Origin of the sequence: Paenibacillus oryzisoli, from assembly GCF_050467285.1 — a bacterium.
GTDB lineage: Bacteria > Bacillota > Bacilli > Paenibacillales > NBRC-103111 > Paenibacillus_E > Paenibacillus_E oryzisoli_A.
Genome location: NZ_JBCMUN010000013.1, coordinates 100,360 through 127,171, shown reverse-complemented (window position 1 = coordinate 127,171; position 26,812 = coordinate 100,360). Strand labels below are relative to the sequence as shown.

Below are 26,812 nucleotides of genomic sequence, written 5' to 3'. Positions count from 1 at the left end.
CATGCGAAATGAATCTTTCCAAATTCGAAACACCTGATGCCCCAATCAGGTGTTTTTACTTTTTACCAACCCCATTTACACAATCTTACCCCCTTTTAACAATTCGATCACACTCTTTTCAACCTCCGATAACACAATTCAAAGTTCGAACACAACGCACTTAATTTGCTCACAATGTTTAACACTTAGAAAACAGACAATTGCACTTTCCTGTCGTACCATGGCAATAGACAGAAGAATTAAGCAAATTATCGAAGGTGAATCGGATGCGCAAGTGGCTTAAATTGTTGATAAAGATCGGTTTTTTCGTAGCGATTGTCGCCGGTGCGTTTTATTATTGGGTGCGGCCGCTTTTGGTCAGAATTGAAAGCACGACGTTGGCTAGCGGCATACATGTGAAGTTCAAGACAGAAGGTACGAATGTAGAGGAATATACGAATGAGGCCTGGCAGCCCTATTTTGCGAAGGGGATTAATATGGGGGCGACGATCCCGGGGCATTTTCCGGGGGAGCTGGCCATTTCGCAGGATGACTATGAGCGATGGTTTGGCATGATTCAGGACATGGGCGTAAATGTGATCCGGGTGTATACGATCATGATGCCTGAGTTTTACGAGGCGCTCGCCAAATACAATATGAAGCATCAGAAGGATCCGCTTTTCTTCCTTCAGGGCATTTGGAGCCCGGAGGAGCAGCTGATTGAAGGGCAGGATGCTTTCGATCCCAAGATCAAGGCGAAGTTCGAGCAGGAGATTAAAGACGCGGTTGCGGCGGTTTATGGCAAGACGACGCTCACACCTGAGCCGCATTCGGGGAAAGCGGGAGGTGTCTACAAATACAATGCAGGTCCGTATCTGATGGGCTGGATTGTCGGCACGGAGTGGGACCCGAAGATGGTGAAGGGGACTAATGATGCTCACGCGGACACCCCAGATTATGTGGGAACATATTTTCGAAATAAACCGGGTGCGAACGCTTTTGAAAAGTGGCTGGCCTTGATGGTCGACACGGCGGCGCAAACGGAGGTTCAGTATGGGTGGCAGCATCCGATGGCGTTCGCCAACTGGGTGACGACGGATCCGATCGCGCATCCGGGTGAGCCGTTGGTTGAGGAGGATCTGGTTAGTGTCGATCCCACGCATATTGAGGCGGCGGATTGGGAGGCGGGCTATTTTGCCTCGTATCATGTGTATCCGTATTATCCGGATTTCTTTGCCTTTGATAAGTCATTCCAGGAAATGACGAACAGCAAAGGGGAGCCAGATAGTTACCTTACTTACCTGAATAAGTTAAAAGCAGCGCACCCCAATATGCCGGTGATGGTGACGGAATATGGCGTGCCAGCCTCCTTGGGCGTAGCTCACTTGGGCACACTCGGCCGCGATCAAGGCGGTCATAGCGAGAAGCAGCAGGGCGAAATCGATGCGGACTTGCTGCAGGAGATTCACGGGTCCGGCTACGCTGGGGCGATTTTGTTCACGTGGCAGGATGAATGGTTCAAGAAGACGTGGAACACGCAGCGCTACGATGAAGCGGATCGCCGGGCGTACTGGTATAACACGCTGACGAATGAGTCCTTTTTCGGGGTACTCGGGATGTTCCCGGGCAAGGACGAAGCGATTCATATCGATGGGGATGCCGCGGATTGGAACAAGCTGAAGGATAAGAAGAAGCTCGATGTGCAGGCTCCGGGCTTTGAGGAGATTTGGGCCACGCATGACGAAGGCTACTTGTACGTGATGGCCAAGCTCTCTGAGCCGTTCGACCCGTCAGCGGAAAGCATTTATTTCGGGGCGGATACGCTGCCCGGCGGCAATCGCCATGGACCGGAGCTTCACGGCATGACGCTGGATGAAGGATTGGAAACGTTAATCCAATTGTCGGATGACCAGAAAAGCCGCATGACGATCGCTTCCAATTACGATATTCATGCCCGGCTGTATGAGCGTTCCGGACTGCCGGATATTGATCCGAAGGAGAAGCAGGATGATTCGGGGATTTTCAAGCCTTGGAAGCTGGCGGTCAATTACCTGCTGGAATATCCCGACTCCCGGGTGAATCACCCCTTCGGGGATGTGGATGTGGGTATTTTAGAGAGAGGCTACAGCGATCCGTCGCGTCCCGACTACAATTCGAAGGCGATGTGGCAGGTGCAAGGGCAGGTGCTCGAAATACGGATCCCGTGGATGCTGCTGGGATTCAGTGATCCAAGCTCGCTGAGTGTGATGAACTACACCCCGCAGAGCAAGAACAAATTCGAAGTGACGAAGGTGAAAGGTGTTCGTTTTGTTCCGTGGATTGTGAAGAATGAACAGGTTGTTGGCCGGGAGGGCTCAGCTGGAGCTCAGCCACTGCAAGTATCCGCGATGCCGCTATACACGTGGCAGGGCTGGGAGGATAAGGTGAATTACGTGGAACGGCCGAAACAAAGCTACTACATCATGAAAGAGGCGTTGCAGAGGATCAATGGCCCCGTTACCCCTACCCCGCAATCGGGTAGCTGAAAAAAGAGGAGAGTGCAGGCGTGTACACCAATCTGAATGCAGCCATACAGGCGTTATATGTCATTTTGGCTTTTAACCTGGTTTGTATAGGCATCATTTATGCCATTAAGTTGCGAAGTATAAGAAGGCGAAAGCTGAACGACCGCTTCCAAACGAAGTTTAAGGATTACCTGACGTATGTGCAAGCGAATCTGGACGGGATGGAGCCGCTAAGAACTCCTCCCTGGACGATGAATGCGGTGGAAAGAGAGGCGATGCAGGAGAAGCTGAATGATATGATGGAAATTTTCTCGGGCGAACAACGGCGCAGGCTGGTACAGCTGTGCATAGATCTGGGGCTCGTGCATCACCATCTGGAGCGTTTAAGCAGCCGATCTTATCGGGTGAAGCTGGATGCCGCGTATCATTTGGGATGCATGCGGGTGAAGGAGGCGGTGCCGGCTTTGCTGGATATGTTAAAAGAGCATGGGCTCAATTCGGCGCTGTTTGTCGTCGCCCGAGCTGTCGCCAAGTGTGCCCGCGGTCAGCAGGATCTCGAAGCTATGGTGCAGATTGTGCTTCAGCATAACAAGAAATGTTACGAGCTGATTGTCGATATGATCGGGGATTCGGACGTGGATGCCGGTTCCTTGTACACGGGCTATGTGAGTCATGAGAACCCGGCTTATGTCCGGATTGGGCTGACCGGGCTCACGGGTTACACCGATCCAGCTGCGGCTTCTGCGGTCTTCCGTCTCATGGATGCCGAGCAGGAAGACATCCAGATCCAAGCGGTGGATTTGTACCTGAAAAGCTCCCGTCTGCTGCCTAGAAATGTCGTTAGCAAGCTGCTGAATCATCCCAACCTGGGCATTCGCCGATTGACGATCGAGGCGTTGGCCGACACCCGCAATACGGCCTATGTCGAGGCGATGACAGCCAATCTGGGCGACGCCGATCAACGCATCGTGTATGCGTCGGGCAAAGGGCTGCTCCGTATGGGAGAAGAAGGGATGGCGGCGCTTTGTGAGCGTGCGGCAGCGGCCCAAGGTACAGAACGCGGACAGTTCATGCAGCAGCTGATCGACGATGAACTCAAGCATCTGTCTATGCAGCTGCACAATTGGGATAAGCTCATGCAATATAACACGTTGATGTATACGTATGACAAAATATTTCGCAAATCTGCACGGTTATATCGTGTCGTATAGGAGGGTTGCGTAAACATGTGGGTTTTCGGTTATCAAGCGGTGTTGGACTCATTCCTGAACGGGCTGAGGGAGTTTTTGTTCTATTACAGCTACGCCGCGCTCTTTTACGTGGTTCTCGTCACACTGCTCTATTACTTTATCTTCGGCTTCTCGATTCGGCATATTTTCTCAATTAGGAGGGGAATTCAGTACAATCGGATCAATAAGCTGTCCAGTTCCAGTCAGCTCCCGCCGGTGTCTCTGCTGGTGCCGGCCTATAACGAGGAATTAACGATTATCGAGAACGTCAGGTCGCTGCTGGCGCTCAATTATGCGGAATATGAGGTGATCGTCGTCAATGACGGTTCACAGGATGGGACTTTGACATGCATGCTTGAAGAATTCAAGCTGGAGCGGATTCATCCGGTGCAATCCAGTTCCATTAAGACGGGGAAAATCAGAGGGGTGTACCATAATCCCGAGTATCCCAATCTTTTTTTCATAGATAAAGAAAATGGCGGGAAGGCGGATTCGCTGAACGCAGGCATCAACCTTTCCCACTATGATTTGATCTCCACGATTGATGCAGACTCTTTGCTTGAAAAAGACGCTTTAACGCGGATTGCCCGGGTCTACATGGAGAACCCTGAGGAGACGATCGCTGTTGGCGGCAATGTTCGCATCGTGAACAGCTGCACGGTGGAAGACGGCATTGTGAAGGATGTTCAATTTCCTCGCAAGCTGCTGCCGGCCCTGCAGCACGTTGAATATACAAAAGCGTTTCTCGGCGGCAGGATTGGCTGGAGCGCGGTCAATGGTCTCATTATTATTTCGGGAGCTTTCGGTGTGTTTCAAAAGGAAAAGATCATCGCCGTCGGCGGTTACCGTGGCGGCTACCCCGGTGAGGATATGAACATTGTGATCAAGCTTCACCGTCACTGTTTGGAGAATAAAATCCCGTACCGGGTCGCGTTTTGCCCGGATGCTGTGTGTTGGACACAAGCCCCGGATTCGTACCGCATCTTGAGCAGTCAGCGCAAGCGCTGGGGGCGGGGAAATCTGAAAAATATGATTGAAGAAGGCATTTACATGGTGCTGCGCCCGAAATACAAAATTTTCGGGATGCTGACACTTCCCTATAACATCATTTTTGAAACGTTGAACCCGTATTTCCGCCTCAGCGGCCTGTTGGCGATATTGGGCTACTGGATGCTGAATATGACAGATTGGCACACGGTTGTGATCTTTTCGTTAGTCAATTTGTTCTCCTGTTTTGCTTTAAGTCTGGGGGCCCTGTTCATTGAAGAGACGGCCTTCAGCCGGTATCCCAAGCTGCGCGACTTGAACAAAATGCTCTTATACTCACTCTTAATGTTTGCAGGGTATCGGCAAATCGGTGTTTGGTGGAGGTTAAACGGACATGTTCAATTCCTGCGGAATAACAACTCGTGGGGAACGATGGTCCGCACCAATTTTAATAAATAAACAAAGACAAGAGGAGTGGAGAAGATGGCGGTATTAGTTCATGATCCGATTCAAGAAGCAATTTTGCAAGTCGCAGAAAAAGTTCAGGCTTCCTATGAAAAGGGTGCTCCATGCGGGATGATCCTTGCGCCATGCGCAGCGGTGGGGCCGAAGCAACTGGAACAAGTGCAGTCCTATGTCAGCGGTTTTGAGCCGGAGGTCCCCTTTCAATGCTTCTACTTGGATTCCAGCGGTCTTCTCGGCATCATACTGACAGGGCAAAAACTGATCAACACCCATTATGCTTCGCTCGTGCTCAAAGAGTTTGTGGAACAGCAAAATTTGCTCGAAGGTCAGATGGTCGTCGCCAGTTTCCCGGAGAGCGGGGAGTTGACGGAACATTCGCTGTCACAGCTGCTCCAGACGACATTGCAAGGGAAAGGCGAGAGCCGAGATATTCACCTGTTCATGAATCATGGGGTGCAGCAGGGGATTACGTCGATTCTCATCGCCGATCCGGACGAGGTGAGCAGGGAGTTTGTCAAGCTGCGGCTTGAGATAGGCGGTTACAAGGTTGAAGAGGCGAAGGACGGCAGTGAAGCGCTCGAAAAATATGAGAAATCCATGCCGGACTTGGTGATTACGGAGCTGAACCTGCCGATTCTGGATGGGTACCAATTAATCGACAAAATCAGCAGAAATGTGACCAGCGAAGGACAAGTCATTGTGCTGACAGATAAGCAGCTGCCGAAAAGTATGGATCGTGCGTTTGAATTGGGCGCCTCCGATTATGTGACGAAGCCTTTCTCCATTTCGGAGTTAGAGTGGAGAATCAAGAAACTGAGTTCCCGTCTGAGCTAGTCTACGAGAAAATAGGAGAGGTGGAATCATCATGCATGCATATAACCAATTAAAATATAAATTTCAAACCAAAACGGCCGAAATCGGGGTCATCGGGCTCGGCTATGTCGGACTGCCGCTTTGCATGGAGATGGCGAAGGGCGGATTTACGGTCTACGGCATCGACCTCGATTTCCGGAAAGTAGAGTCGCTGCAAAGCGGCCAATCATATATTCAAGACGTTCCGAGCGAAGACGTGGAGAAAGTGGTCGCGTCCGGCCGATTTATTCCAACTGATGACTATCATACGGTGCAAAGGCTGGATGCGATCTCCATCTGCGTCCCGACGCCGCTCAGTGAAAACCAGGACCCGGATACCTCTTACATTCAAAGTGTCGTCCGGGAAATCAAGAAAAACCTCAAGCGCGGAGCCTTGATCATCCTGGAAAGCACGACCTATCCGGGAACGACGGAGGAGCTGATCCAGTTCGAGCTGGAAGCGCAGGGACTCAAGGTGGGCAAGGATTTCTTCCTCTGCTTCTCACCGGAGCGGGTCGATCCGGGTAATCCCAACTTCAACACGTTTAATACGCCAAAAGTGATCGGCGGTACGACGGAATCGTGCATCGACCTCGGCGTCACCTTGTACAGCCATGTCGTGAAGGACGTCGTTCCTGTCTCCTCGCCGAAAGTCGCGGAGATGTCCAAGCTGTTGGAGAATACGTTCCGTAGCATTAACATCGCATTCATTAACGAAATGGCGATGATGTGCGACAAAATGGATATTGACGTCTGGGAGGTCATTAAGGCGGCGTCGACGAAGCCTTTTGGCTTCATGCCGTTCCATCCGGGACCTGGCATCGGCGGTCACTGCATCCCGCTTGATCCGATGTATTTATCGTGGAAAGCGAAGGAATTCCGCTTCTACAGCAAGTTCATCGAGCTGGCGCAATCGATCAATGATAATATGCCGGAGTATGTCCGGTATAAAGCTTCGCAGGTTCTGAATATGTATGCCAAATCCATCCGCAATTCAAAAATTCTTATTTTAGGCATGGCGTATAAGCCGGATGTGGATGATCTCCGTGAATCGCCGGGGCTGGAGCTGTACGAGCTTCTTCGGGAGAGCGGAGCTCATGTGGACTATTATGATCCGCATGCCGTTACCTTCCGCGATAAACAAGAGGGTACGGTGCACTCTGTGAGCTATGATCTGTCCGCTTTTGCCGACTATGACTGCATGGTATTGATCACGAATCACCGCATCTTCAATAACCGTGAGCTCGCGGAGCTGGGCGTGCCGATTATCGATACGCGCAACGCTTTTGTAGATATTCAAGCTGACAATATTTATAAACTGGGTACGGGTATTCGGGGGCAAGAAGTGAAGATCGCCGTCGGCGTATAAACGCAGGCTAGGATAGAGAGGAGACAACAAAGATGTGTGGCATTGTAGGATATATTGGCAGGCAAGATGTACAGCCGATTCTGCTGAACGGATTAAGCAAGCTGGAGTACAGAGGGTATGATTCTGCGGGGATTGCGGTGCTGGTGCAGGATCAGGTCAAGATTAGCAAGGCGGAAGGGCGTCTGGCCAACTTAGCGGGTCAGCTGGATAAGCAGCCGTTGAAAGGTTCGGTGGGTATCGGGCATACGCGCTGGGCGACTCACGGCAGACCGTCGAATGCCAACTCCCATCCCCATACGGATATGTCGGGGAAATTTACGGTCGTGCACAACGGCATTGTGGAAAATTATATGGAGCTGAAAACAGAGCTGGAGCAGAAAGGTGTCACTTTTGCTTCCGAGACCGACACGGAGGTCATTGCTCACTTGCTTGCCGAGCATTATGAAGGCGACATCTACACCACCATGCTTGCGGTCATTGGGAGGCTGCAAGGGGCATATTCCCTTGGTGTCATGACGGAATATGAGCCAGATAAGCTGATTGCGGTCAGACAATCGAGTCCGCTTGTGATCGGCGAGGGTGAGGGAGAGTACTTCATGGCTTCGGACATCTCCGCGCTGATTGAGCATACGCGTGATGTGTATATTTTGGAGGATGGGGATATGGCTGTCCTTACCCAGGGGGGTATCTCTATCACGAAAATCGAGACGGGGAAACCGGCGGCGTGCAAGCTGCTGCAGATCGATTGGAGCGCAGATCAGGTGGAAAAGGGACCGTATGAGCACTTCATGCTGAAGGAAATTCATGAACAGCCGTTAACGCTGCGCAACACAATGCTCGGGCGATTCAACGACCAGGATGACGTGTGTTTTCCGGAATTAGCGCACGCAGCCCAGGCATTCCAACAGGTGGATAAAATCTTTATCGTGGCTTGCGGCACCGCCTACCATGCCGGACTTGTCGGCAGCACGGTCCTTGAAAAGCTGACGCGTATTCCGGTGCAGTGCGATATCGCATCGGAATTCCGATACCGCGACCCGATCATCACGGATCGAACGCTCGTCATCGTCGTGAGCCAATCCGGGGAAACGGCGGATACGCTTGCTGCGCTGCAAGAGAGCAGAAGGCAAGGCGCGAAAGTATTGGCCATTACGAATGTGCCGACCAGTTCGATTGCGCGGGATGCGGATTATGTCATCGCCACGAAGGCCGGCCCGGAAATTGCCGTGGCCTCGACGAAGGCGTACACCGCTCAACTGCTGGCTTTCTACTTGTTCAGCATTTACTTGGCTCAGGAAAGAAAGACACTGTCTGCCGAGCTTCATACGGAGCTGGTTCAAGGCTTGAAGTCCCTTCCCGTCCAGGTGGAGAAGGTGCTGGAAAACGCCAACGAAGTGAAGCTGTATGCGGAATCGATCAAGGATGCGGACAGCCTGTTTTTTATCGGCAGGGGCCTCGACTACGCTGTTGCACTTGAGGGATCGCTCAAACTGAAGGAAATCTCTTATATCCACTCGGAGGCTTATGCAGCTGGGGAGCTCAAGCACGGCACCTTGGCGCTGATCGAGAAGGATACGCCGGTCATTGCGCTGGCCACACAGATGGATCTGTACGAAAAAGCCGTGAGCAATATCAAAGAAGTCAAAGCCCGTGGAGCCCACGTCATGGGGATTACGGTGGAGGGCAATGTCGGGCTGCTCAACGCGGTCGATGAAATCTGCTTCATCCCGCCGTCCCACCAGCTCCTGGCGCCGATCTTGGCCGTCGTGCCGCTGCAGTTAATTTCCTATTACGCCTCTCTGGCGCTGGAGAACGATATTGATAAACCGCGCAACTTGGCCAAAAGCGTGACAGTTGAATAACCAACCGGAGGGGAGTTGAACCACATGGAAGCATTCGCTATTCTGTTAGCGGCAGGAAAAGGCACACGGATGAAGTCGGAGCTGCCCAAAGTGCTTCATCCCGTCGGAGGCGTACCGATGATCGGCCGTTTGGTGGACAAGCTGGAAGCGATGCCGATCAATCGGATTATTACCGTGGTCGGGCACCGGGGAGAGCTGGTGGAGAAGTGCTTGGGCACGCGGGTGACTTACGCCCAGCAGGAGCATCAGCTCGGAACGGCGCATGCCGTTCTGCAGGCTGAGCCGTTGCTGGGGGGCCGCAGCGGCTCGACCCTGGTGCTAACGGGCGATACGCCGCTCATCCGGCAATCTACCATCGAACGGCTGCTGGCGGCCCAGCGGGCGGGGGCAAGCGCGGGTGTGGTGTTGACCGCGATCGTGCAGGACCCGACGGGCTATGGCAGAATCATCCGCGATGCTGCAAGCGGCGAAGTCGTCGATATTGTGGAAGAGAAAGACGCGACGCCTGAGCAGCGAGAGATCGCCGAAATTAACACGGGAATTTTCTGTTTCGATAATGAGAGCTTGTTTAAAGCTCTCTCTGGCATTACCAATGCGAATGCGCAGCAGGAGTACTACTTGACCGACATCGTGAAGGTGATGCGACTATCCGGTATTGCCGGTGGTCAGAAGCGATTCGAGGCGATTATTCTCGAAGATGCGACAGAAGTAATGGGGATTAACACCCCGGAACAATTGGAAGAGGCGAATCGGGTCTTTTACGAACGCAAGGGGATTTTTGCCTAACAAGTTATAGGGAGGAGAGCTGATATGGGAGCTATTTTTGGTACAGATGGCGTCAGAGGGGTAGCTAACCGCGAGTTGACGCCGGAACTGGCCTTTGAATTAGGGCTGATTGTTGGCTGGATGCTGTCACTCAGCTGTGAAGGTCGTCGGCCTACCGTTGCCATCGGGCGGGATACCCGCATTTCCGGGCCTATGCTGGAAGCAGCCTTGGTTGCGGGGTTGTTATCCGCCGGGGCGGATGCCGTCAGACTGGGCGTTCTGCCGACGCCGGGCGTGGCTTATGTCACACGGCAATCCGGCATGGATGCAGGGGTGATGATCTCTGCTTCGCATAATCCGGTGGAGGACAATGGGATCAAGTTTTTTGGCAGGGACGGCTTCAAAATGCCGGATGAATGGGAAGCGGAAGTCGAGCGCCGCTTGCAAGGGAACGAGCATCGATTGTCCCGCCCTACGGGAGCGGGAATCGGCACCCTGCGTGATGACCCGCAAGGCGCGCAGGACTACGTGAGCTACTTGAAGTCGACGGCTGCGGTGGGGCTGTCCGGCTGCAAAATCGTGCTCGATTGCGCGAATGGGGCGGCTTTTGCACTAGCTCCGCAGCTGTTCGCCGAATTGGGCGCGGAGACGGTGCTATTGCATCATCAACCGGACGGGTTAAATATTAATCAGGATTGCGGCTCCACGCATCCGGAGCATTTGCGTCGGGCTGTGTTGGACCACAAGGCCCACGCGGGGCTTTCGTTTGACGGGGATGCGGACCGGCTGATTGCGGTTGATGAGCGGGGCGAGATTTTGGACGGGGATCACATCCTCTATATTCTTGCCGCTCATCTGGCGAAGCAGGGCCGACTGCGTCACAGCACCGTCGTGTCTACCGTCATGAGCAACCTTGGTTTTCACCAAGCGCTGAATAATATCGGTCTCGACTCGTTCCAAAGCAAGGTCGGAGACCGGCATGTCATGGAAGCGATGCGCAGCGGCGGGTATAACCTGGGCGGTGAGTCGTCCGGGCATATTATTTTGCTGGATCATTCGACGACAGGCGATGGCCTGTTATCGGCCGTTCAGTTGCTGCAGGTGATGCTTCAAACAGGGAAGCCTTTGTCGAAGCTCGCGTCACCTGTCATCAAGTACCCGCAGCTGGTGGTGAATGTGCGGGTGAACCATAAAACCAAGCTGGAAGGCAATCGCCGCATCCATGCCGTCATCCGCCGGGTGGAAAACGAGATGGCCGGCCGCGGCCGTGTGTTGGTACGGCCTTCGGGCACGGAGTCCCTGGTGCGTGTGATGGCGGAAGGACCGGATGAAAGGGAGCTGTCCGGTTATGTGGAGGGCATTGTAGAGGTGGTCAAGGAAGAGCTTGAATACAGCGTGGTTTAATCCGTTCGTTCCTATGAAAGTCCCTGTGAGAAAGACAATTATATGCCTGGTCTTTGTTTTAATTGTAACAAGCGCTCCTTTGTTTTTCCCGGTGTACTCGCTGATCACGGAGCCTGGGGTAGAGGTCAACGGGGAAAAAATCACCTTTACAGATGCCCAGCCCTATATCGATGAACAAACGGGAAGTACGATGGTGCCGGCAAGAGAAATCGCCGAAAAACTGGGGGCTGAGGTGGAATGGAACCGTTCGCTGGAACAGGTAACGTTTCGCAGTCAGCACGCCACAACATTATTAACGATCGGTCAGAACGTTGCTGTGGTTGACGGCAAGCAGGTGGAGTTAGACGCCCCGGCTATTCTGAAAAATGACCGAACCATGGTGCCGCTGAGAGCGGTTAGCGAGAGCCTCGGGGCCGATGTCGATTGGGCAGGTGAACGCAATATGGTACTGATCACTTCGGCGGACAAAGCGCAAAAGTCCACTTGGATCTGGGACAGCAAGCTGATTGAGACAGACGGTGACCGTATCCTTCAATTTGCAGCGAATCAGAAACTGACTGCCATTTATCTCCGCTATGAAAAAACGTATCCGAGTCAGGACGTTTACCGAAATTTTATCCGCAGGGCGAATGAGCAGGGGATCAAAGTGGAGGCGTTGGCCGGCCAATCGGATTGGATCTATGAGAATAACCAGAGCGTCATTCGGCAATGGATTGCAGCGGTTACGCAATATAACGCGTCGGTCAGTGCGCTGGAACGCTTCCAGGGCTTCCATTTTGATATTGAACCTTACACCTTGGACATGTGGAAAACCAATCAGACCTGGGTGCTCGAACGGTGGATGGCTACGATCCGATTCATTGAATCCGAAGTGAAAAGCGCGGATCGCAGCATGACGATGGCTTTCGATATTCCGTTTTGGATTCATAGCTTGAGCGTTCCGGGTTCCAGCTATTCCTTTAGCGCTTGGCTGCTGGAGAAGGCGGACAGCGTTGTCATTATGGCTTATCGGAATCAGGCGCTCGGGGGCAACGGCATCATTGCCACTGCCAAATCCATTATTTTAGAAGCAGCTACGCTGAAAAAAAAGGCCGTTATTGCCGTGGATACGCTGCCAAGTAAGGAAGCTGATCATACGACCTTTTATAAATCGAATGCTTCGCTTATGGAGTCGGAATTGAAACAGGTCAAGGAAAGCCTCTCCCTTTATCCGAGCTATAGCGGCATCGCTATCCATGATTACGTGAGGTGGATCGACCTATTGAACGCTAATCGCTGAGCGGATTCGATGAACATGAAGGAGGAGGATGTACGATGAAAATGATGACAGGGTTGGTGATCTCTCTGTTGGCTGGTGCGGCGCTCGGTGTTTCGGGGATGGCCTTTGCTTACACAGGCGGCCATGAGACGGCCGGAGCGGCTGGCGCCTTTCAGGAATCGTCTTTACCGGGAGGAGGCCTGGAGGTCCCCCATAATGATCGGATTCATCTCTCTACCGATAAACAGTGGATCTCCTCGGAAGGCCACTTGTCGGATCTCATCCGGCTGCAGTGGACCAAAGACCGAGCGAAGCCGGCCATCGCCTGGCTGGATGAGAACGGCAAGGATAAGGCGGCGATCATCGCGCATGCCAAAGCGAATAACCCGGAGCAGCACGATCATAACCATATGTCGTTCGAAACGACGATGTCCCCTGACGGCAAAAACCCGAACGAGCTATTTACACGCCTCGAAATTCCATTCGACCAGGATGTGGCTGAAATTCGCACACATTCCGCTAATTTTAATGTGATGGATGGCATTCTACGCGTTGCCGGAACGGAAGGTGTCAATCGTGATCTGACTTGGGCGAAAGCGGATGAGGGGAACGTGACGACGCCCCGCTGGGCGATGCGGGCTGATAACGCTAAGGAAACAGGCGGCAATGCCGGTTCCAATCTGCAGATTATCCGGTATTCGGATGACGGCAAAGCCCTCGACAATCCGTTAACGATTAACCGCAGCAGCGGCAATATCGGGATTGGCAACTCGGACGCGAAGACGAAGCTGGACATCAATGATGACAGCATTCGCATCCGAAAATCGATGACACCGGCCTCGTCTACAGCCCCCGGCGAAGTGGGGGAGATGGCGTGGGATGATGGGTATGTGTATGTGTGTGTAGCACCTAATACATGGAAGCGAACAGCGTTGGCTTCGTGGTGAAAATAAATTTAAGCGGCCTTAGTCTTGAAATCGAGACTGAGGCCATTTTTTTTCGATTTTTGGGCTTCCTGAACAATGAGACCGATGAATATTGGAACTCATATTCGTCTAAATAAATGAGAAGGAAAATTGAAGTCTTTTAATTCGAATCAGGAGAGTGAAGAAGCAAATGAACAAATTGGAAGCCGGAATCCAATCGGCAATAATGGCAACCGAGATATCTAAGGGACGGTTATGGGCGGCACGAATTTTATGCGGAATTGTCATCCTGTTCATGCTGTTCGATGGCATTGGCAAAATCATCAAGCCCAAGGAAGTAATCGAAGGTACGCTTAGCCTAGGTTTTGCGGAGAATCACTTAGCGGTCATCAGCGTACTCAGTTTAGTCTGCACCATTCTGTATGCGATACCGCGAACTCGATTTTTGGGTGCGCTTCTGCTCACCGGCTTTTTGGGAGGCGCGGTTGCTGCGCAGCTCAGAGTGGATAACCCGTTGTGGTCCAATACGCTGTTTCCGGTCTATTTTGCGATTGTAGCCTGGGCACCGATATGGCTCATGGATCGAAGATTTCGAAATTTGATTTGGAGTAGCAGATGAAACGGGGGGTATAAAGCCTCGGGGTATGAAAAAAGTGGGCTCAGGGCGTCCTAGTAGAGATGCCCTGAGGTTTTCAACACGTGACAATTATTTACTTTACTTCGTCGTTTAAAGCAAAATCAATGGCACGCACAGCATGTATCCTTGTGGTATCATAAACTGGAATTCGGCTATCCTTTTGCGAGATGAGGAGGGTTATTTCTGTACAGCCCAGAATAACGGCTTCAGCTCCTTGCTTCTCAAGATGATCTATGATGTTGACGTAGATTTGCTTTGAAGCTTCATTCAGAATGCCAAGACACAGTTCTTGATAAATAATATCATGGACGAGCTTGCGCTCCTGTTTATCCGGCACCATCACCTCAAGCCCAAACCTTTCAGTGAGTCTCCCCTTGTAAAATTCTTGTTCCATCGTAAAAGCAGTGCCAAGTAAAGCGACTCTCTTGATGCCATTTTTCACAATTTCAGTCGCGGTGGCGTCTGCGATATGAAGGAACGGAATCGTTACCGCTTCCTCAACTTCTTGTGCCATCTTATGCATGGTATTCGTACAAATGACGATGACATCTGCCCCGGCCCTTTCAAGCTTTTGCGCCGACGCTACCATTATTTTCGTTGCTTCAGCCCACTTCCCTTGCTCCTGCAGGGCTTTAATCTCCTGAAAATCCACCGAATACATGAGGCTCTTCGCAGAATGATGTCCCCCGAGTCTTTCTTTCACAGTTTCATTTATGATTTGGTAATACAGCTGGGAGGATTCCCAGCTCATCCCGCCAATTAGACCAATTGTTTTCATATATTATGCACCTCACACGTATTCCCGTTTATTTTCGCACAAGGCGTTTACGAATACAAGAAAATGAAGAATTGAAACAAAGTTATCTCACATCTACCTTGTAATATTCACAACACATTTTCAAATACCCCCTTAAAATGGAAGTGGTGTCAGAAATCTATGGGATGATCATAGAAAGGTGTGACCGCTTGTGCCTTGGAAAGTGTTGATTGCAGATGACGATCCCAACGTGAGAGAAATCATCCGGCTCTACTTCCGTCAGCAGCTCATCGAATTAATTGAAGCCCCTGACGGTATCTCGGCCCTGACCATATTAGCGGAAGTTAAGCCTGATATTGTGATACTCGATGTGATGATGCCCGGGCTCGACGGTTATGAAACGTGCCGAGAGATTACGAAACGTTATGATGTGCCAGTCATTATGCTGACAGCAAAGAACGACGAGTTTGATCGCGTGCTGGGCCTTGAGCTGGGTGCCGACGATTATATGACCAAGCCCTTCAGTCCGAGGGAGCTGGTGGCGCGCATTAAAGCGATCCTTCGCAGAATGCAGAAGGGACAGCCGATTGCTGAGGTCGATGCCCCTGTCCAATATGAGTTTGATGATTTGGTTATCCATGTGACCCGCCGAGAAGTGCTCGCGGGGAGTACGAAGATCGATATGCGCCCGAAGGAGTTTGAACTGCTCACCTTTTTTGCGAAATCTCCGGGCGACGTGTTTACGAGAGAACAACTGCTAGAGCAGGTGTGGGGCTATGATTTTTTAGGCGATATGCGAACGGTGGACGTTCATATTAAAAAACTTCGTGAAAGGTTAAGCCCGTGTCATCATGTTTGCATTCATACCGTCTGGGGAGTGGGCTATAAATTTGAGGTAGCAGCATGTACTTAAATGCCAATAAAAGCATTCTCCGCAAAATGCTGACCAGCTCCATCGTTACGGTGCTTCTCGGGTTATGTGCGGTAGGGCTTGTGATTTCATTGTTTGCCAAGGACTATATCGTCGACTCCAAAAGTAATGAGATGATCCGGCAAGCCAAGCAGGTGAATCTCGCCATTCAGGATCAGACGGTACCGAATGATCGATTTAAGGAGCAGCTGCGCTTTTTCGATCAAGCCTTTGATGCGCGTATTTGGATATTTGACTTAAACGGAAACATCGTGGCGACCTCTTCCAAGGATGAGGTGAATGTAGGCAAGGCCGTTAGCAAGGAAGTGATTAACCAAGTCCTGAACGGTGAACCCATCGTATGGAATCAGTCCGAAGGTTTTAAGGAAGGTATGCTTTCGATTGCCGTCCCCTGGGGAGAAGACAACGACGTCTACGGTGGTATCGTCCTGCATTCGCCGCTGAAAGGGATGAATGAGACCATCGGTCAGCTGAGAGAAACCATCCTGTGGGTTACCCTGCTCGGTATCTTTTTTTCGTTTGGCGTATCCTTCTACTTATCCTGGTCCATTAGCCGACCTATCCAGCAGATCGACAAGGCGGCAGCCAAAATTGCCATCGGTGATTACAGTGAGCGAATTCAAATCGATTCCAAAGACGAGATCGGCGAGCTGGCCACGACCATTAATCACATGATGGATCAGCTTGGACGCGTCGATTTGGAAAAGAGACAGCTGAATCAGATGCGGCATGACTTTTTGGCGAACGTCTCCCATGAACTGCGAACGCCGCTTACGGCGATGCGGGGGTTTTTGGAGGCGCTCCAGGATGGTTTGATCGAAGAAGGCGCGCGGGACAAATATTACGAAATCATGTACAACGAAACTTTACATATGAACCGGCTCGTCGATGATATTACCGACTTAATGAAGCTGGAAAACAAGGAAATCGATCTGGTGTGGCTCTCGGTCGATGTTCAGGCGATGCTGTCCAAGCTGGCTTTTAAATTCCAACCGGAAGCAGAGCTTCGCGGCACGGTTATTCACTGCCTGATGGACGAAAATTCGCCGCAGGCTCACGCCGATCCGGATCGTCTGGAACAAATTTTGAACAATTTGATCAAAAATGCCGTGAAGTTCACCGAGAACGGAAGCATCGAATTGAAGGCGATGGCGGTTCCATCGGAAGGATGCGTCCTCATCACGGTGACCGATACGGGCATCGGGATCTCACCGGAGGATCAAGAGCTCATCTGGGAGCGCTTCTTCAAAGTGGAGCGAGGCCGCCCCGTGAAGCATAAAGGCTCATCCGGCCTGGGGCTAGCCATCGTGCGCGAGCTTGTCGAGCTGCACAATGGCAGCATTCGCGTGCGCAGCGAGCTGGGGGGCGGGAGCACTTTTGAGGTTAGGATTCCGCTTTCTGACAACCGTTCGTCTGTGCAGCCGGTGGTGAGTTTGGTTGGGTAGGTTTTGTTATGTTATGGGGAGACCGCAGAGAAGGGGAGAGCCTTTTCTGCGGTTTTTTGGTTTATTACTTAGTCGAAGAAGAGGGGGGAGATTCCTGCGAAAAGGCAGGCTTTTTGGAAAAAATATGGCGTTATTACAAAATGCCTGCGATAAAGCAGTTTTTGAGGAGAGACCCGCTTAAAAAGGGAGGTCTCACCGGAAATGCCTGCCTTTTTGCAGGCATTACTTCGAATCAGGGAGTGAAAGTGGAAAATTCCTGCCTTTTTGCAGGCTTGATCCGGCTTGATGCTCCATCCGAAGGATTTCTCGGTTCCTCCTTCCCCTGCGCAGTGCCGGAAATCAGCTCCTGGCGCATTCTTGTTCAACCTGCCATGATATTTGCAGAAAATAATAGACAATAAATTCCACCTGGCGGAACAATATTATCTGTCCCCTTGATGTGTGAGAATTTCTTATAATGGCATAGTAAACGTTTACATTTTGAAGAATAAGGATTGGATTTCCCACACACAAGGAGGTAGATTCATGTTTCAGGCCGTGCGGTCATTGATTAACCGAACTCGAAGGTATGCAGCCGCTTCACTCGCGATCATACTCGCAGTCTCCATCGTGTTTCCGGCGTCTCAAGCCGAAGCATCCAGCATCCGCAGTGATTATAAGGCTTATGTCATGGCACCCCTAACGAAGATCACGGATTGGAATGCCTTTCGCAACCAACTGGTGCCGCTGAAGAATAACAATGTATATGCCCTCACAACCGACGTGTGGTGGGGGGATGTGGAGCAAGGCGGCGACAACGTTTTTGACTGGTCGTATTACAAAACCTATGCCGACACGGTGCGCGCTGCGGGCTTGAAATGGATTCCGATCATTTCCACACATCAATGCGGCGGCAACGTCGGTGACGATTGCAATATTAAGCTGCCTTCGTGGCTCTGGAGCAAAGGCACGGCGGACCAGATGACCATGCGCAGTGAAACGGGCTATAACGATTACGAAACGCTGTCTCCGTGGTGGACAGGAACGGCGACGCAATATGATGAGCTGTACGCCTCATTTGCTTCAAATTTTAGCGGATACAAAGATATTATCGCTAAAATCTATCTCTCCGGCGGCCCGGCGGGCGAACTCCGATTCCCGTCCTATAATGCGGCTGACGGTTGGAGCTACCCGGGCCGCGGCAAGCTGCAGGCGTACACAGATGCGGCGAAGCTGGATTTTCAAAATGCCATGAAAACCAAATACAGCACGCTTGCCGCGCTCAACAGCGCCTGGGGGACGAGTCTCACCGCCTTCTCGCAAATAAGCCCGCCAAGCGACGGCGACAACTTTTTCATTAATGGCGTTAAGGGAACGTATGGCAAGGATTTCATGACCTGGTATCAAGGCGTGCTAGCAAAGCATCTAAGTGCCATTGCGGCCAAAGCACACAGCCGTTTTGATTCTGTTTTTGGCGTTCCGATTGGCGCGAAGGTAGCTGGGATCCATTGGCAGATGAACAACCCATCGATGCCGCATGCCGCTGAGTATGCCGCAGGCTACTATAATTACAGTACACTGCTGGATCAGTTTAAAAACTCGAACCTCGATCTCACCTTTACCTGCCTGGAAATGACCGATAGCCAAGCGTCTACGAGCCCTTATTATTCCGCGCCCAAATCGCTAGTAATCCAAGTGGCCAATCTGGCGAATCAGAAGGGCATCCGCATTAATGGCGAGAACGCACTGCCGATCAGCGACGGAAGCGGCTATCAAAACGTGGCCGAATTGCTGTTTAACTATAATTTTGGCGGGTTTACCCTGCTTCGGATGTCCAGTCTCGTCAATGCTGACGGTTCAAAATCAGGCTTGATGGACGCCTACCGGGATGCGATTGCGATGACGCCGATTCCGGTTACCTTTATCGTGAAGAACGCACCCACCGTAACAGGGGATACCGTGTATGTGACGGGCAGCCGTTGGGAACTGGGGAACTGGACAACCGGCGTGTATCCGTTCAAGCTGACGTACAACAGCTCCACAGCTGACTGGCGCGGCACCGCCTACATCGGGGCTTCCCGCTATTACGAATTCAAAGCGATTATTAAAGATAGCGGAGGCAATTTGAAAAGCTGGGAACCTGGCGCCAATAATGCGTGGACGACGCCAACGGCTGGGACGAATTATACGATAACTTGGTGATTTCCCTGCTTGTATAGAAGTAAAGGAGGCATCTCAAAAGTTACTTTTGGGACAGCCTCTTAATTTTATTGTGGTAATTGAAGGGGCTAAGCGCGGCGAAAGCACTATTTTTCCTCCAGAATGTATGTCATGTATGTCTGAATATAAATCGCCATGGTATACTAATAAGGTAAGATGAATTGGAGTTGATTGCATGTTCGATAGACTCGATCCGAAAGTTGATTTTGTGTTCAAACGCATCTTTGGCGTTGAGGAGAACAAGGATGTGCTTCTTGACTTTTTAAATGTAACGTTAAGGGAAAGCGAGCCTCTACCTATCACCGACATTCAGATTTTAAACCCGTATATAGATAAAAATGGAGTACACGATAAACAGTCGATTTTGGATATACATGCGCGTACGGCGGACGGCAAGCAGGTGAATATTGAAATTCAATTGTTCAATCGCTACGATATTGAGAAGCGTACCTTATATTACTGGAGCAAGATGTATGCAGGCCAACTTGAAGAAGGGCAAACATACAAAGAATTAAAGAAAACAATCACCATTAACATTTTGAACTTTAACTTCATCCCAAATGAACGTTATTACAATCTATTTCATTTACGGGAAGACCATTCAGGGCTGATGTTGACAGATCATATTGAAATTCATTTTATGGAGTTACCCAAGCTGCAAGAGCAGAGAGCAAGCTTATCCGATAAACTTGTCAAATGGCTGTTGTTCTTGAAAGGTGTAGATGAACCGGAACTATGGGAGGTTATTGCCATGAACGAGCCTGCTTTGCAAAAAGCAATGGATACGCTTGAATTTTTGAGCCAAAATGAAGAAGCTCGGAGGCTTTATGAAATGCGCCAAAAAGCGCTGCACGATGAAGCTTCCATGATAGACGGTGCGAAAGAGGAAGGAAGACTGGCGAAAGCAACAGAAGTAGCCCTTAAGCTTTTAAAGCGAGGTATGACAGTTGTGGAAGCGTCCGAAATTTCGGGTTTGTCGGCAAGCGAAGTCCAAAGACTAAAGGATGTTCGCCACTAAGTGGATATAATATCTTCTATATGCAGGCCGTTTTTTCAGAACGGTCTTTTTTCGGCTTTCATCGTGGTAAGGTAATGAGCGCCATATTGGGGATATAGAAGAACTGACATTAATACTGCACAATCATCTGTCAGCCTTGGGAGGGGGATCGAGCTTTGATGTGGTGGAATACAGGGATGTCAGTTAATTAGGTAAATGTATTTGCACCGCCACTAGTAATTGACGATCTCCCCCATGCGCTTAACGCCTTCTGTCACTTGAACAAAAAGCGAATACGCAAAACTACGTAGCCGCTTTTTTACGTTTCCTCCACCAAATCCAAAATCTCCCGTATATCCTTAATCCCTAGTGCCTCCGCGATCCGTTCAATGTGACTAAAATTAATATTCTCACGCTTTCCATTGGCTAACTCACTAAGCGCTGCATGTCTTACGTCAGACAGTCTCGACAGTTCACGTAAAGAGATGTTATGTTTTTGAGTCAGTTCTGCGATTTTAACTACGACTTTTTGGGCCATTGGGTGATCCCCATCCACTTATATAAGGTTGACTATACGCGATAGCGTACCATATAATATTTTGAAAACTGGTACGTAAATACGTATCATTTACCTATGGAGGTACCCCCATGCACCCCATCCAAACTCAACTCGAAACAACACTCCAAGAAGAAGCCGTACTAATTCAAAAAATCGGCCTCTGCCAAGATTTCATCGACGTTCTGCTTGCCTACATCTCTCATAGTGCGCACGCTATTCCCATCCTCACAGCCGAGGATATTCTGACATCCGTGCATAACGTCGCCCAAGATCTCGAAACAGAGCTGCTTCATGTAAGGCTTGAGAAGGGAATCCTCGATAACAAGCTAAGATGTCAGCAACTCCAAGCTGAGTCGATAAATGGGAGCAGCTACTCTGGCAGCGGGGAAGATGGACAATAAATGAATAATTTCATCCCCCCCCTCGTAATACTTACGCCATGTTCGTTCAAGTTGAAATGAGCGATGATAGTCCCTGTAAGACATCGGTTCTTGTTCGGACGGTCGTAACGAGGCGAGGATATCAAGGTATCCCGCAGTGCCGTACATGCTATGTTGCGGTATCCTGTACGATCGGGTCGAAGAGAATCCACCATTTATTTGGGGTTCGATTCCCCAATCGCCTTTTAAGCGATTCTGGTAGAGCACTCGATTACCCATCGAGCGAAAATTTCAAAACAGATCATGGGGTAGAATCCCTCGCGGCTAGTTCAGCGTGCGGCAATCAGGCTTTGCAATCCGTGGATACCGATGGCGTGACATTCCTGGAGGTTCTCTTGAATGAAAGTGGAGGAGGCGTGGCTGAAATCAAGTCATCCTGTTACACGAAAACTCTTGAGAACGAAGGGGAAATCGCTCATCTCAAACGAGATTCCGCTGAGGTTGCCGTGGGATTCTACAGCCCTTGATCAATCCATTAAGGAGGTTAACTATGATGTTTAAAAAGGTGATCATCCAGGCCGACGAGCGTGGTTTACTATTTGATAAAGGCAGCTATGTGAAAATGCTGATGCCGGGAACTTACTCTTTTATGCCATGGTCAAAATCGACGGTTGTAGTGCTGAATATCGCTAAACCCTTTCACGTAGAAGGGAAGGAGTTAACGTTATTCCTTCATGATGCGGACCTCATGCGCGAACTTGAACTCGTACGTGTACAAGATCACGAGTACGCTCTGCACTATGCAGATGGACAATTCGTTCAACTGCTAAAACCGGGTGTTTATGCTTTTTGGAACGGGCTTAAGAAGCACGTCTTCATGCATGCCGATATCCGACAACCCGAATTGCCTGCGGAGATCAACCGCTCCATTTTGCCTAGGCTTGCCCCGTACGTGCAGTCCTTTGAAATCGCTAGTTATGAGTGTGGTTTTTTATTTTACGATCATGTCTTGCAACGAGAGGTTTCACCTGGAAAGTACTACTTCTGGAAAGGGCCGGTTTCCGTTACGGTCAAAACAGCTGATGTAAGGCAACAACAAATGGATCTCGTCGGCCAAGAAATCATGACGGAGGATAAAGTGACACTACGCCTAAACTTCGTCTGCCAGTATAAGATCATACAGCCGCAACGTGCGCTAGACATGAAATCGTTCGATGAGCAAATTCATATCCAGCTGCAGCTCGCGCTGCGCGAATACATCGGAAGTCTGAAATTAGACGATCTCCTGAAACGGAAGGAGGAGGTAGCGTCGTTCGTTTTATCCCGTCTACGTGAGAAAGGGGAAGCGTTCGGCGTACAATTCCTAGGCGCTGGGGTGAAAGATGTCATTTTGCCTGGAGATATGAAAGATATTTTGAACACGGTCCTCCTTGCGGAAAAGAAGGCGCAGGCTAATCTCATCACGCGTCGCGAAGAAACGGCTTCGACTCGGAGTTTGCTGAATACCGCGAAGCTCATGGATGAGAACCAAACGTTATACCGTCTGAAGGAGCTGGAATTCCTTGAGAAGATATGCGAGAAGATCGGATCGATCTCTTTTACCGGGGGCGGGGATCTGCTGGAGCGGTTGAGTTCCTTGCTGGGTGAGAAGAATGCAGCGAGCAAATGATGAACAGGAAGTAGCTTTTCCTTAATCAAACCGAAACGTTCAGGGGTTAAGCTGAGCGTCCCGGTATTGGGCGTGGATCAAGGGTCAATAGAAGGGAAGCGGGGATATTGCAATTTCTTAAACGTCTGATTGCAGGCGTTTTTTTTATTGTTCAAATGAATAATTGAGTCCTTAGAGGTAACACTTATGCATAGAATAAGTTGAAGTTCGCGTTTAACTTTTATTGAAGTTTTAGTTTAAGTTTGATAGGATGGAGGTATGAGGTGATGTTCATGTCTACACAACAAGAACGCCAATTGGTCGTTGAAAAGAGCGAGCAAATACTTGACTATACGATCAAGCAAACGGATCCTGAGTTCTATCGCGCGTTTAGTAACATGCTTTATGATTATATTACTGTCACTAACCCCAAAAAAGTTACAGAATACCAAAAGGATCTTCGTGATTTGATCCGATTAATGGCAGAGGTTGTGAATCATGCTCAGCCGGTTAAAGTCTACACGACAGGTGAATTGGCACGAATTTTTGGTGTTTCGGTACAAGCGATCAATAAGTGGATAGATGAAGGACGGTTTCTTGGGTATAAGCGGGAAGGCCAAAATCGACATAACCGGATTTCTGAAAATACTTCCTTTGTAATGAGAACTGGTGAGTTGACTGCGGTCCGCGATGTTGTTGCTATGTACGAGCGTCAGAACCAGGAACATGAAGTCGTAGAGTTGAACCCTGACGAGCACCGAAATGCGATATTGGATGAGGTCTCCCGTTTTATGAAAAAGTATGGCGGTACTTACGAAATGACACTTGGCACTAAGGCAGGACGGACGACTAGCGAGGATCGCGATGCATCCATTTGGCTTGCGCTGCTTGATGAGTTGAGGGGAATAAATGAAGCGAAAAAGTGATGAGCTGTATGGTACCAATTTTGATTTTTTAAAACGTGCATTTCCAGACCTTATCGATTCAATCGAAGATGGTTTCTTCGGCGAAGAGCCTAGCAAGGGACCATTCGTACGTAAAACCATAAAGTTCGTGGACGGAACTTATATGACTGCATTTGAGTTAATCGAAACTAGGACGGGGAGGAAGAAAAAGTACCAGTACGATTGGGAATACCAACGTGGAAAGCTATGGAAGTGGCATAACGAGCCTCACGATCAAAAGCTGCATCAGACGGAAACTGAGCCTGACCACATGCACCATAAACCTGTGGGAATGCATGAAGAGCGGAAGTACCCGAACTTTGGGCATCATGACCTTTATACAATTATGGAAACCGTGTACATGATTCGAGAGATTGATAAGCAAAAACAAACGGACAAGCTTCGATGATTTCATTGGACTTGTCCGTTTTTCGTAAAGCTGACGGCCATGATAAGCGAACAGCATGCCTACATAGTCCGACAAAACTTGAACCGAATCTGTGCTATAGTGTTCCTATCTCTACAGAGAAAAGAGGAATGCGCATGCCTTCGACGAATAGCCAGCTTACGAATCCGGATCCGTTCATTGTAAATAAGCAGCAGTGTGAGGAGATTATTTGCTCTTTTTTGCAGGGACAAGGGTTTGACCTGAAAGTGATTGATTCCAGGAACGACGCTGATTTACAAGCCGCGAAGGCGGGGCACAAGCTCCTGATCGAGACAAGGGGCAATCAAGCGATCGCGCATGATGCGAATACGGTTTTTGATTCTAACCAGATCAGCATTCATCTTGCCGAGCAGATTCAGCTCATGATGAAGCTTTATGAACATATCGATGATCGCACGGTTCTCGCCATCGCCAATCCGGACACGCCACGAATTCGGCAGCAGGTGGAGCGGCTGAATAAAGCGCTGTCCGATCTCAAGATCGTCAGATTCTGGGTGCAAAAGGATAAGATGACGGTCACGGCCGAGTATCCGGAGAGTCTATCTGAGCGAATGAAGCAGTTTGGATTCCCGCTATGAGCGTGAACTCTGCGGGCGGTTAGGGGCTAAGCTGTATGTTTAGGAGACCTTTGTATCGGAATATTGTTTTTGCCTTCCTTATTCATATCTTTATTGTGGTGTTCTCGGTGGGATTGCTGATGGCGGGCACGTCGCATCGGTTGATGATCGCGACATTTTGCGTGGCGCTGATGGGGTATGTCGGGCTGGGCTATGCGTTCCTTGTGCCCTTGAAGTCGGCCATCGGCAACCTGCTGTCGGTTAGTATTGTCAGCTTACTGGGGCTCTGTATCGGCGTCAATTCCCAGTTGTTTCCAAGTCCAATGGGATACAGTTGGATGCTCTACTTTGGTTATTACGTGTATGCTTGGGGATTGTCGGAGGTCGTTCCCTTCACACCACGGCCCGTACACATGCTCTGGATGACGGAGCTGCCGACGTTGTTGCTTTGGGTGGGGCTGCAGGCCAAGGCGTGGCAAGGGAAACGCAGAACGGTATAAGGTTGCCCTACCGGCGGCCGAAGATATCGTTGAGTGCAGCAAGGCGATAATTGCATTATTTTGACGGAAATTAAAGGAATTTAGAGCCTGAAAGTGGAATAATTTATGGGATTTAAAGAGTATCTGAGAGCGGAGGACAGAATAGTGGAACGCCTTGACACTACCAGTATATCATTCGTTAAAAGAGTTGTTGTCGGAAATAATGATTCTGAACAAGTTTTAGACGCGAACGCAATTGAAGATCAGATCGCTTTATTAAACAGATGTTTAAACGAACTGCCCAAGGGAAAGATAATAGGTCTAGAAAAAGGAGTTCATATTTTGAAAATGGGTGAGCGCGAAATGGAAATGCAATACGTCGCTTATCATGTGGGATTTGCGAGAAAGCCTGTGTGGCTGGATTAATCCAACGATTTTGAAACAAAAAGCTGATGGGGAGGGGCAGCATGAACTTTACAATCATAGATGCATTAAAAAATGAGTTAGATCAATTACGTCCTCTGCCATCGGCTGCGGTGAGAAATTTGGAGCAAGTGTTTCGGGTCGAGTGGACGTACAACTCCAATGCGATTGAAGGCAACACCTTAACACTTCTGGAAACGAAGATCGTTTTAGAAGAAGGGTTAACGATTGGCGGTAAAAAGCTGCGTGAACATTTTGAAGTTATCAATCATGCGGAAGCTATAAGCTACGTGCAAGATGTTGTGAGTAGAAATCTTGAATTATCTGAGTATGTGATCAAATGCATTCATCATCTCGTACTGAAAAATATTGACGATGAGAACGCCGGCCGATATCGATCGATTAATGTTAGAATATCAGGTTCACAGCATACTCCGCCTCATTTTACAGTGCTTTCTGAAAAGATGGAGCAGTTGATTGGGTGGTATACTGAGCAGAAGGATCACATGCACCCCGTTGCATTAGCGGCGGAATTTCATTTCCGGTTTGTTTATATTCATCCCTTTTCTGATGGCAATGGGCGCACGGCGCGGCTTTTAATGAATTTAATTTTAATGAAACATGGATTCCCGCCAGCCATTGTAAAGGCAGCAAATGAAGCTCGTTTGAAGTATTATGAGACGCTAGAAATAGCGAGCACAGGAAACGATCTTGAACCATTCGTAAAGCTCATTGCTGTCTGCGTTGAGGAGAGCTTGCATAAGTACATAGGTACGGTAAAATAATCCCGACAACTGTCCATCTCAAT

At 49.8% G+C, this 26,812-nt stretch carries 26 protein-coding genes; 24 read left to right on the top strand and 2 right to left on the bottom strand.

Annotation, left to right across the window (positions count from 1 at the left end):
* Positions 1 to 266: 266 nt before the first annotated feature.
* From ABE504_RS22690 to ABE504_RS22640, 11 genes are all read left to right on the top strand, one after another.
* Positions 267 to 2,504, top strand: a complete 2,238-nt coding sequence (locus ABE504_RS22690; RefSeq protein WP_430092992.1) for a hypothetical protein — start codon at positions 267 to 269, stop codon at positions 2,502 to 2,504.
* A gap of 20 nt (positions 2,505 to 2,524) precedes the next feature.
* Positions 2,525 to 3,694, top strand: coding sequence for a HEAT repeat domain-containing protein (locus ABE504_RS22685; protein WP_430092990.1), 1,170 nt, complete (start codon positions 2,525 to 2,527; stop codon positions 3,692 to 3,694).
* A gap of 63 nt (positions 3,695 to 3,757) precedes the next feature.
* The gene (locus tag ABE504_RS22680; RefSeq protein WP_430093181.1) at positions 3,758 to 5,158 is read left to right on the top strand and encodes a glycosyltransferase family 2 protein; all 1,401 of its coding nucleotides are present in this window, start codon (positions 3,758 to 3,760) and stop codon (positions 5,156 to 5,158) included.
* 24 nt (positions 5,159 to 5,182) lie between these two features.
* Entirely contained in the window at positions 5,183 to 5,998 is an 816-nt protein-coding gene (locus ABE504_RS22675; protein WP_430092988.1) for a response regulator transcription factor, read from the top strand.
* Positions 5,999 to 6,029: 31 nt separating this feature from the next.
* A complete protein-coding gene (locus tag ABE504_RS22670; protein WP_430092986.1) occupies positions 6,030 to 7,385 on the top strand; it encodes a nucleotide sugar dehydrogenase in 1,356 nt (451 codons plus the stop codon).
* A gap of 32 nt (positions 7,386 to 7,417) precedes the next feature.
* Complete coding sequence (gene glmS, locus ABE504_RS22665; protein WP_430092984.1) at positions 7,418 to 9,247, top strand: glutamine--fructose-6-phosphate transaminase (isomerizing); 1,830 nt, start codon at positions 7,418 to 7,420, stop codon at positions 9,245 to 9,247.
* A 24-nt stretch (positions 9,248 to 9,271) separates the two neighbouring features.
* Entirely contained in the window at positions 9,272 to 10,033 is a 762-nt protein-coding gene (locus tag ABE504_RS22660; RefSeq protein WP_430092982.1) for an NTP transferase domain-containing protein, read from the top strand.
* Positions 10,034 to 10,057: 24 nt separating this feature from the next.
* Positions 10,058 to 11,416 carry a phosphoglucosamine mutase gene (gene glmM, locus ABE504_RS22655; RefSeq protein ID WP_430092979.1) on the top strand — a complete coding sequence of 453 codons (1,359 nt, stop codon included), beginning with the start codon at positions 10,058 to 10,060 and terminating at the stop codon, positions 11,414 to 11,416.
* Positions 11,397 to 12,695 carry a copper amine oxidase N-terminal domain-containing protein gene (locus ABE504_RS22650; RefSeq protein ID WP_430092976.1) on the top strand — a complete coding sequence of 433 codons (1,299 nt, stop codon included), beginning with the start codon at positions 11,397 to 11,399 and terminating at the stop codon, positions 12,693 to 12,695. Before glmM ends, ABE504_RS22650 begins: the two co-directional genes overlap by 20 nt.
* Before the next feature lie 35 nt (positions 12,696 to 12,730).
* Complete coding sequence (locus ABE504_RS22645) at positions 12,731 to 13,621, top strand: hypothetical protein (protein WP_430092974.1); 891 nt, start codon at positions 12,731 to 12,733, stop codon at positions 13,619 to 13,621.
* Between the two features lie 205 nt (positions 13,622 to 13,826).
* Complete coding sequence (locus tag ABE504_RS22640) at positions 13,827 to 14,219, top strand: DoxX family protein (protein WP_430093178.1); 393 nt, start codon at positions 13,827 to 13,829, stop codon at positions 14,217 to 14,219.
* Positions 14,220 to 14,310: 91 nt separating this feature from the next.
* Here ABE504_RS22640 and ABE504_RS22635 read toward each other — a convergent pair whose 3' ends face one another.
* Positions 14,311 to 15,015, bottom strand: coding sequence for an aspartate/glutamate racemase family protein (locus ABE504_RS22635; protein ID WP_430092972.1), 705 nt, complete (start codon positions 15,013 to 15,015; stop codon positions 14,311 to 14,313).
* Positions 15,016 to 15,205: 190 nt separating this feature from the next.
* Here ABE504_RS22635 and ABE504_RS22630 point away from each other — a divergent pair, with 190 nt between their 5' ends.
* The 5 genes from ABE504_RS22630 to ABE504_RS22610 all read left to right on the top strand — a co-directional run bounded on the left by ABE504_RS22630 (position 15,206) and on the right by ABE504_RS22610 (position 20,587).
* Positions 15,206 to 15,907 (top strand): response regulator transcription factor, encoded by a 702-nt coding sequence (locus ABE504_RS22630; protein ID WP_430092969.1) that lies wholly within the window; start codon positions 15,206 to 15,208, stop codon positions 15,905 to 15,907.
* On the top strand, positions 15,898 to 17,370 hold the full coding sequence (locus ABE504_RS22625) for an ATP-binding protein (RefSeq protein WP_430092967.1): 1,473 nt from the start codon (positions 15,898 to 15,900) through the stop codon (positions 17,368 to 17,370). The genes ABE504_RS22630 and ABE504_RS22625 overlap by 10 nt, the downstream gene beginning before the upstream one ends.
* A gap of 8 nt (positions 17,371 to 17,378) precedes the next feature.
* Positions 17,379 to 17,771 carry a hypothetical protein gene (locus ABE504_RS22620; RefSeq protein ID WP_430092964.1) on the top strand — a complete coding sequence of 131 codons (393 nt, stop codon included), beginning with the start codon at positions 17,379 to 17,381 and terminating at the stop codon, positions 17,769 to 17,771.
* A gap of 124 nt (positions 17,772 to 17,895) precedes the next feature.
* On the top strand, positions 17,896 to 19,551 hold the full coding sequence (locus ABE504_RS22615) for a family 14 glycosylhydrolase (protein WP_430092961.1): 1,656 nt from the start codon (positions 17,896 to 17,898) through the stop codon (positions 19,549 to 19,551).
* A 193-nt stretch (positions 19,552 to 19,744) separates the two neighbouring features.
* Positions 19,745 to 20,587 (top strand): Rpn family recombination-promoting nuclease/putative transposase, encoded by an 843-nt coding sequence (locus ABE504_RS22610; protein ID WP_430092959.1) that lies wholly within the window; start codon positions 19,745 to 19,747, stop codon positions 20,585 to 20,587.
* A 298-nt stretch (positions 20,588 to 20,885) separates the two neighbouring features.
* Here the strand turns inward: ABE504_RS22610 and ABE504_RS22605 are convergent, their stop codons facing one another.
* The gene (locus ABE504_RS22605) at positions 20,886 to 21,104 is read right to left on the bottom strand and encodes a helix-turn-helix domain-containing protein (protein ID WP_430092956.1); all 219 of its coding nucleotides are present in this window, start codon (positions 21,102 to 21,104) and stop codon (positions 20,886 to 20,888) included.
* Between the two features lie 110 nt (positions 21,105 to 21,214).
* Between ABE504_RS22605 and ABE504_RS22600 the strand changes: the two genes are divergently transcribed.
* From ABE504_RS22600 to ABE504_RS22565, 8 genes are all read left to right on the top strand, one after another.
* Positions 21,215 to 21,526 carry a hypothetical protein gene (locus ABE504_RS22600; RefSeq protein ID WP_430092955.1) on the top strand — a complete coding sequence of 104 codons (312 nt, stop codon included), beginning with the start codon at positions 21,215 to 21,217 and terminating at the stop codon, positions 21,524 to 21,526.
* 532 nt (positions 21,527 to 22,058) lie between these two features.
* The gene (locus tag ABE504_RS22595; protein WP_430093175.1) at positions 22,059 to 23,174 is read left to right on the top strand and encodes a slipin family protein; all 1,116 of its coding nucleotides are present in this window, start codon (positions 22,059 to 22,061) and stop codon (positions 23,172 to 23,174) included.
* Positions 23,175 to 23,446: 272 nt separating this feature from the next.
* The gene (locus ABE504_RS22590; RefSeq protein WP_430092952.1) at positions 23,447 to 24,079 is read left to right on the top strand and encodes a helix-turn-helix domain-containing protein; all 633 of its coding nucleotides are present in this window, start codon (positions 23,447 to 23,449) and stop codon (positions 24,077 to 24,079) included.
* Positions 24,063 to 24,506 carry a toxin-antitoxin system TumE family protein gene (locus tag ABE504_RS22585; RefSeq protein ID WP_430092950.1) on the top strand — a complete coding sequence of 148 codons (444 nt, stop codon included), beginning with the start codon at positions 24,063 to 24,065 and terminating at the stop codon, positions 24,504 to 24,506. Before ABE504_RS22590 ends, ABE504_RS22585 begins: the two co-directional genes overlap by 17 nt.
* Positions 24,507 to 24,640: 134 nt before the next feature.
* Positions 24,641 to 25,123 carry a hypothetical protein gene (locus tag ABE504_RS22580; RefSeq protein WP_430092948.1) on the top strand — a complete coding sequence of 161 codons (483 nt, stop codon included), beginning with the start codon at positions 24,641 to 24,643 and terminating at the stop codon, positions 25,121 to 25,123.
* A gap of 35 nt (positions 25,124 to 25,158) precedes the next feature.
* Entirely contained in the window at positions 25,159 to 25,602 is a 444-nt protein-coding gene (locus ABE504_RS22575) for a hypothetical protein (RefSeq protein WP_430092946.1), read from the top strand.
* 105 nt (positions 25,603 to 25,707) lie between these two features.
* Positions 25,708 to 26,007, top strand: a complete 300-nt coding sequence (locus ABE504_RS22570; protein ID WP_430092945.1) for a hypothetical protein — start codon at positions 25,708 to 25,710, stop codon at positions 26,005 to 26,007.
* A gap of 41 nt (positions 26,008 to 26,048) precedes the next feature.
* On the top strand, positions 26,049 to 26,789 hold the full coding sequence (locus ABE504_RS22565) for a Fic family protein (protein WP_430092944.1): 741 nt from the start codon (positions 26,049 to 26,051) through the stop codon (positions 26,787 to 26,789).
* Positions 26,790 to 26,812: the final 23 nt, after the last annotated feature.

Bases quoted from the DNA above. Each gene is read 5' to 3' on its own strand.
- ABE504_RS22690 (WP_430092992.1), top strand. From the start codon at position 267: ATGCGCAAGTGGCTTAAATTGTTGATAAAGATCGGTTTTTTCGTAGCG.
- ABE504_RS22675 (WP_430092988.1), top strand. From the start codon at position 5,183: ATGGCGGTATTAGTTCATGATCCGATTCAAGAAGCAATTTTGCAAGTC.
- ABE504_RS22670 (WP_430092986.1), top strand. From the start codon at position 6,030: ATGCATGCATATAACCAATTAAAATATAAATTTCAAACCAAAACGGCC.
- glmS (WP_430092984.1), top strand. From the start codon at position 7,418: ATGTGTGGCATTGTAGGATATATTGGCAGGCAAGATGTACAGCCGATT.
- ABE504_RS22660 (WP_430092982.1), top strand. From the start codon at position 9,272: ATGGAAGCATTCGCTATTCTGTTAGCGGCAGGAAAAGGCACACGGATG.
- glmM (WP_430092979.1), top strand. From the start codon at position 10,058: ATGGGAGCTATTTTTGGTACAGATGGCGTCAGAGGGGTAGCTAACCGC.
- ABE504_RS22645 (WP_430092974.1), top strand. From the start codon at position 12,731: ATGAAAATGATGACAGGGTTGGTGATCTCTCTGTTGGCTGGTGCGGCG.
- ABE504_RS22640 (WP_430093178.1), top strand. From the start codon at position 13,827: ATGGCAACCGAGATATCTAAGGGACGGTTATGGGCGGCACGAATTTTA.
- ABE504_RS22635 (WP_430092972.1), bottom strand. From the start codon at position 15,015: ATGAAAACAATTGGTCTAATTGGCGGGATGAGCTGGGAATCCTCCCAG.
- ABE504_RS22625 (WP_430092967.1), top strand. From the start codon at position 15,898: ATGTACTTAAATGCCAATAAAAGCATTCTCCGCAAAATGCTGACCAGC.
- ABE504_RS22620 (WP_430092964.1), top strand. From the start codon at position 17,379: ATGTTATGGGGAGACCGCAGAGAAGGGGAGAGCCTTTTCTGCGGTTTT.
- ABE504_RS22615 (WP_430092961.1), top strand. From the start codon at position 17,896: ATGTTTCAGGCCGTGCGGTCATTGATTAACCGAACTCGAAGGTATGCA.
- ABE504_RS22610 (WP_430092959.1), top strand. From the start codon at position 19,745: ATGTTCGATAGACTCGATCCGAAAGTTGATTTTGTGTTCAAACGCATC.
- ABE504_RS22605 (WP_430092956.1), bottom strand. From the start codon at position 21,104: ATGGCCCAAAAAGTCGTAGTTAAAATCGCAGAACTGACTCAAAAACAT.
- ABE504_RS22600 (WP_430092955.1), top strand. From the start codon at position 21,215: ATGCACCCCATCCAAACTCAACTCGAAACAACACTCCAAGAAGAAGCC.
- ABE504_RS22595 (WP_430093175.1), top strand. From the start codon at position 22,059: ATGTTTAAAAAGGTGATCATCCAGGCCGACGAGCGTGGTTTACTATTT.
- ABE504_RS22590 (WP_430092952.1), top strand. From the start codon at position 23,447: ATGTCTACACAACAAGAACGCCAATTGGTCGTTGAAAAGAGCGAGCAA.
- ABE504_RS22585 (WP_430092950.1), top strand. From the start codon at position 24,063: ATGAAGCGAAAAAGTGATGAGCTGTATGGTACCAATTTTGATTTTTTA.
- ABE504_RS22580 (WP_430092948.1), top strand. From the start codon at position 24,641: ATGCCTTCGACGAATAGCCAGCTTACGAATCCGGATCCGTTCATTGTA.
- ABE504_RS22575 (WP_430092946.1), top strand. From the start codon at position 25,159: ATGTTTAGGAGACCTTTGTATCGGAATATTGTTTTTGCCTTCCTTATT.
- ABE504_RS22570 (WP_430092945.1), top strand. From the start codon at position 25,708: ATGGGATTTAAAGAGTATCTGAGAGCGGAGGACAGAATAGTGGAACGC.
- ABE504_RS22565 (WP_430092944.1), top strand. From the start codon at position 26,049: ATGAACTTTACAATCATAGATGCATTAAAAAATGAGTTAGATCAATTA.